Origin of the sequence: Rhodococcus wratislaviensis (assembly GCF_041228765.1) — a bacterium.
GTDB lineage: Bacteria > Actinomycetota > Actinomycetes > Mycobacteriales > Mycobacteriaceae > Rhodococcus_F > Rhodococcus_F wratislaviensis.
In genome coordinates this window covers 4,886,767-4,891,667 of the sequence record NZ_CP150488.1, presented here as the reverse complement: position 1 = coordinate 4,891,667, position 4,901 = coordinate 4,886,767, and the positions used below count along the sequence as shown (strand labels likewise).

Below are 4,901 nucleotides of genomic sequence, written 5' to 3'. Positions count from 1 at the left end.
CTTGTTCGTCCTCTTTCCCGCTCCGGCGGTGGGACGAACCCACCGGCCACCGAAGAAACTCATAGTGACCTGCGAACCTGGGAATTTACCGAACCTTACCCGGGAGTACGCTTCAGGTTCCTATCGGGCGTACGGTTCGGACCGTTTCAGGGTGTCTCACAATGTGGGCATCGCATGAGTTTGCCCACGTGCATCACGTTTCGGTGCCGTCGATACAGCACCGCCCCACGCCTTCCGAGGAAGGAATGGGGCAGCGGTCGGTTGCCGAGCGTCAGCCGGCTGCCACACCCTTGATCTTGGCGATCCGGTTCCGCAGCCCCCACTGCGTGACCTTCAGGAGCGCCTCGCGAACGATCCCACCGCTCATCTTGGACTCGCCGATCTCTCGTTCCGTGAACGTGATGGGAACTTCGCGGACGTCGAAGCCCTCCTGAATGGCCCGCCAAGCGAGATCCACCTGGAAGCAGTAGCCGTGCGACTCCACCGCGGCGAGGTCGAGCTTCTCGAGCACCTCACGGCGGTACGCCCGGTATCCGCCGGTGATGTCCTTGATCTTCACGCCCAGCGCGAGCCGCGAGTAGACGTTCCCGCCGCGCGAGAGCCACTCACGGTGCTTCGGCCAGTTGACCACCGTGCCGCCCGGCACGTACCGCGAACCGAGCACGAGGTCGGCGCCGGCGTCCACCTGGTCGAGGAGGCGATGCAACTGCTCGGGCGCGTGGCTGCCGTCCGCGTCCATTTCGACGAGGACGGTGTAGTCGCGGTCCAGCCCCCAGTGGAAACCGGCGATGTACGCGGCTCCGAGACCGTTCTTCTCGGTGCGGTGCATCACGTGGATGCGACCGGCGTCGTCGCTCGACGCGAGGGCGTCCGCGACGTCTCCGGTGCCGTCCGGACTGCCGTCGTCGACGACGAGAACATGCGTCCGCGGCAGCGCCGCATGCAGGCGCCCCACGATCAGGCCGAGATTCTCCCGCTCGTTATACGTCGGAATGATCACCAGAGTCCGTGCGCTCGGTGCCCCGCTCTGCCCGGAATCGGTCTCCGATGCCATGAGGATCCTCCCTGCCGGCAACTGCCGGCGCCTTCTCGGTACTGCGTTGAACCAGTGTGCGAACTGTGCGTCGTCGTTGCACCACGGCGAACGCGACGGCAGCGACGGCGCCGACACAGAGAAGAACCTCCGGAATCGGGCCGAGCCGACTTGCCAGCGTAGTACCGGTGCGGAGCGGCACCTGCGACACCAGGGCCGCCGGTACGAAAAGTGAGGTTTCCTGCACAGTGGTCCCATCGGGGCCGATGATCGCGCTCACCCCGCTGGTCGCGGCGACGACGACGGCGCGCCCGTGCTCCACGGCCCGTACCTTCGACATTGCGAGCTGCTGGTACGTCATCTCGGTGTCGCCGAACGTGGCGTTGTTGGTGGGGACGGCGAGCAGTTCGGCGCCGCTGCGCACCGACTGCTCGAACGCCCGGTCGAAGGCCACTTCGTAGCAGGTCGCGACGCCCACCGCGATCCCGTCCGCGTGGACGACGCCGTCACCGTCGCCGGGAACGAAGTTGCCCGCCCGATCGGCGTACGAGGAGAAGTGCCGGAAGAACCCGCGGTACGGCAGATACTCGCCGAACGGCTGGATGATCTTCTTGTCGTGCTGCTCCTGCGGTCCCGCATTGCCGTCCCACACGATCACCGAGTTGGTGGTGGTGCGGTCGGAGTTCACGAGGACCGCACCCACCAGGATGGGCGCGCCGATCGCCTCGGACGCGCGGGAGATGTCGGCGGCGGCGTCGGCGTTGCGCAGGGGATCGATGTCGGACGCGTTCTCGGGCCAGACGACGAGGTCGGGCTGCGGCGCCGCGCCCGACGCGACGTCGCCGGCGAGTTCGAGGGTGCGGTTGACGTGATTGTCGAGGACCCGCTTGCGTTGGTCGTTGAAGTCGAGTCCGAGTTTGGGGACGCTGCCCTGGATCGCGGCGACGGTGATCGTCCGGTCCCCCGAGTCCATACCCGGCAATGTCGGCCACAACGCGAGCGACACGACGGTCGCGGCGAGGGCGGCGACCAGCCCGCCGGCGAGCGGCCGCGTCCAGTTCGTGGCACCGTTCGCCCGGGCCCGCACCGTCACGGCGACGGATGCCAGTCCGGCGCCGGTCAGTGCGACGGCGAAGCTGAGCAGCGGGGAACCGCCGACGCTCGCGAGCGGCACGAACCAGCCCTCCGACTGGCCGAACGCCAACCGCCCCCAGGGGAAGCCTCCGAACGGCACGCTCGCGCGCAGCCATTCGGTGAGCGACCAGCACGCCGCGATCCACAGCGGGGCCCAGCGCAGCCGGGAGACGAGCACGGAAAGCATTCCGAACAGTCCGATGAACAGCGACTCGACCGCGGCGAGTGCAAGCCACGGGAGGGCTCCGACGAACACCCCGATCCACGGGAGCAGCGGCACGAGGAAACCGAGCCCTGCGAGGTAGCCGTAGCCGAAACCCGCGCGCAGTCTCGGTGCCGCGCCGCCGGCGCCGGTGAGGATCAGCGTCAACAGCGCGATGCCGATGGGCGCGAGGAACCAGAGGGGGCGGGGCGGGAAGCCGGCGAACACGAGGAATCCCGCGGCCACCGACAGGACGGAACGCACCAGCACGCCGCGCTTTCCGGTGGTCCAGCGAGACGTCGTGCTACCGCTCATGGACGACGCTCCCCCGGTGCACCGAACGCAGCAGCACCGGCGTGGGCGCGTCGTCCTCGAGCCGCGGCAGGGCCGGGACCCGGGACCGGGGATCGGTCGACCACCGCTGCACGGAGTCTTTGGGCGCGCTGACGACGAGTTCGCCGGCATCCCACACGGCGTACGACGCCGGCGCTCCCGGGTCGAGGGTCCCGGCGAGACCGTCCCGGACCCCGCCGGCCCGCCATGCCCCGCGTGTGGCAGCCGAGAACGCCGCGCGCGGGGAGATCCCGCTGCCGGGCGTGCGGTGGTGGACGGCGGCGCGCAGCATCGCCCAGGGGTCGACCGGGGTGACGGGTGCGTCGGAGCTCAGTGCCAGCGACACTCCGGCGGAGGCGGCGGCGGCGAACGGGTTGAGGGTCAGCGCACGCTCGGTTCCGAGGCGCCGCGCGTACAGGCCGTCGTTCCCACCCCACAGGGCGTCGAACGCGGGCTGGACGCTGGCGATCACACCCCACTGCGCGAGCCGCGCCGCGTCGTCACCGGTCATCATCTCGGCGTGTTCGAGTCGGTGCCCGGCCTTTGCGACCGCGGGACCGCCCAACTCGTCGGCGACGACGGCGAACGCGTCGACCGCGGCCCGGACGGCGGCGTCGCCGATGACGTGGAATCCGGCCTGGATTCCGGCGATCGTGCAGGCGCGCACGTGTGCGGCGATCTCGTCGACTCCCAGGTAGCTCTTGCCGGTGCCGCCGTCCAGATCGGCATAGGGTTCGCTGAGCCACGCCGTGTGGGAGCCGAGGGATCCGTCGATGAACAGGTCGCCGCCCAGCGCGTGGGCGCCGGTGGCGTTCAGCAATTTCCTGGCCTCGTCGGCGTCGGTGACCGCCTCACCCCAGTAGCCGCGGACCTCGACCCCGTGCGGGGTGGCGAGGAGTTCCCGGAAGTCGTCGAGTCCGGCGATGTCGGGGCCCCCGCACTCGTGCACCGCGACGATGCCGCGGGAGGCGATCGCGTCGAGGGCGGCGATGCGGGCGGCGGAGCGCTGCTCGGCCGTCAGCAGCGAGCGCGCGACGGTGCGGGCGGCGTGGTGCGCCTCGAATGTCAGCGGCCCGTCCGGCGAGAATCCGGCGGTGTCGCTCAGATCCGGGACCGACCGGCGAAGGGCGGTCGAGCAGACTGCCGAATGGACGTCGATCCGGGACAGATACACCGTGCGTCCGGGTGCGGCCTCGTCGAGTTGCGCCGTGGTGGGACCGGCGCCTTCCGGCCACGCCGATTCGTCCCAGCCGTGTCCCCAGATGACCGCGTCGCCGTGGGTGCGGGCGAAGGAGGCGAGCCGGTCGAGGCATTCGCGGAGCGATCCGACACCGACCAGATCGAGGCCTACGATGTTCAGGCCGAGCGCCGTCACATGCACGTGGGTGTCGACGAATGCCGGGGTGACGAACGCGCCGCCCAGGTCGGCCACTTCGGCGCCGGGGTGCAGCGCGCAGGCCGCCCGGTCGTCGCCGACCCACGACACGACGCCGTCGGTCACTGCCATCGACGTGGCGTCTGGAGCAAAGGAACTGTAGATTCGGCCGCCGACCAGCAGTTGTGTAGTCACAGGCAACCAGTCTGCCTGTTAGGGCAGAACGCGGGGATCACGGGTCGGGGTTCGGGGCTCCTCGTCGATCACTTCACCCTCGAAGACCTCGTCGACCACCTCTCCTTCGATCACCTCGCCGCGACCGCGCCGGGGTGCCCGCGCGAACGCCTCCGCCCCGGCCGCGACGGTGGCGGCACGCCTTCCCGCCAGCAGGACCACGACGGGCCGAAGGGCCCACCGGGTGGGGGGAACGAGGAACAGTAGCCCGAGCACCGAGGTGACCAGGCCGGGGACGAACATCAGTGCGGAGCCCAGCGCGACGAGCGCGCCGTCCGCGACCGCGGCACCCGGAGAGCCGTCGCCGCTCGCCGCCCGGCGCAGGCCGTCCATCACACGACGCCACTGCGACCGCATCAGCAGTAGTCCGATCAGCGTTCCACCGAGCAGGAGGAGCACGGTCCACAGCACGCCGATCGCGTTGCCGACCAGGACGAGCGCGGCGATCTCCACCACTACGTACAACAGGAACAGTGCGGCGTACATGACGCCCCCTTTCGGACGGCCGGGTTCATCGAGGGTCTGGGGTCAACCGTCTGATCGTTCAACGTTCGACGGCGCCGATTTTCTCCCGGCCGCAGATATCGAAG

The 4,901-nt window shown here is 69.8% G+C and carries 4 protein-coding genes; all 4 read right to left on the bottom strand.

Annotation, left to right across the window (positions count from 1 at the left end):
* Positions 1 to 271 precede the first annotated feature (271 nt).
* The 4 genes from WKC72_RS22735 to WKC72_RS22720 are packed head-to-tail and all read right to left on the bottom strand — an operon-like array spanning position 272 to position 4,797.
* Positions 272 to 1,054 carry a polyprenol monophosphomannose synthase gene (locus WKC72_RS22735; protein ID WP_370179338.1) on the bottom strand — a complete coding sequence of 261 codons (783 nt, stop codon included), beginning with the start codon at positions 1,052 to 1,054 and terminating at the stop codon, positions 272 to 274.
* Complete coding sequence (gene lnt, locus WKC72_RS22730; RefSeq protein ID WP_370179336.1) at positions 981 to 2,684, bottom strand: apolipoprotein N-acyltransferase; 1,704 nt, start codon at positions 2,682 to 2,684, stop codon at positions 981 to 983. Before lnt ends, WKC72_RS22735 begins: the two co-directional genes overlap by 74 nt.
* Positions 2,674 to 4,278 carry an amidohydrolase gene (locus WKC72_RS22725; protein WP_370179333.1) on the bottom strand — a complete coding sequence of 535 codons (1,605 nt, stop codon included), beginning with the start codon at positions 4,276 to 4,278 and terminating at the stop codon, positions 2,674 to 2,676. Before WKC72_RS22725 ends, lnt begins: the two co-directional genes overlap by 11 nt.
* Positions 4,279 to 4,290: 12 nt before the next feature.
* Positions 4,291 to 4,797, bottom strand: coding sequence for an FxsA family protein (locus WKC72_RS22720; RefSeq protein ID WP_005246351.1), 507 nt, complete (start codon positions 4,795 to 4,797; stop codon positions 4,291 to 4,293).
* Between the last annotated feature and the right edge of the window lie 104 nt (positions 4,798 to 4,901).

What these genes read in the sequence shown, in the direction of transcription:
- WKC72_RS22735 (WP_370179338.1), bottom strand. Translation starts at nt 1,054, where the DNA reads ATGGCATCGGAGACCGATTCCGGGCAGAGCGGGGCACCGAGCGCACGG.
- WKC72_RS22720 (WP_005246351.1), bottom strand. Translation starts at nt 4,797, where the DNA reads ATGTACGCCGCACTGTTCCTGTTGTACGTAGTGGTGGAGATCGCCGCG.
- lnt (WP_370179336.1), bottom strand. Translation starts at nt 2,684, where the DNA reads ATGAGCGGTAGCACGACGTCTCGCTGGACCACCGGAAAGCGCGGCGTG.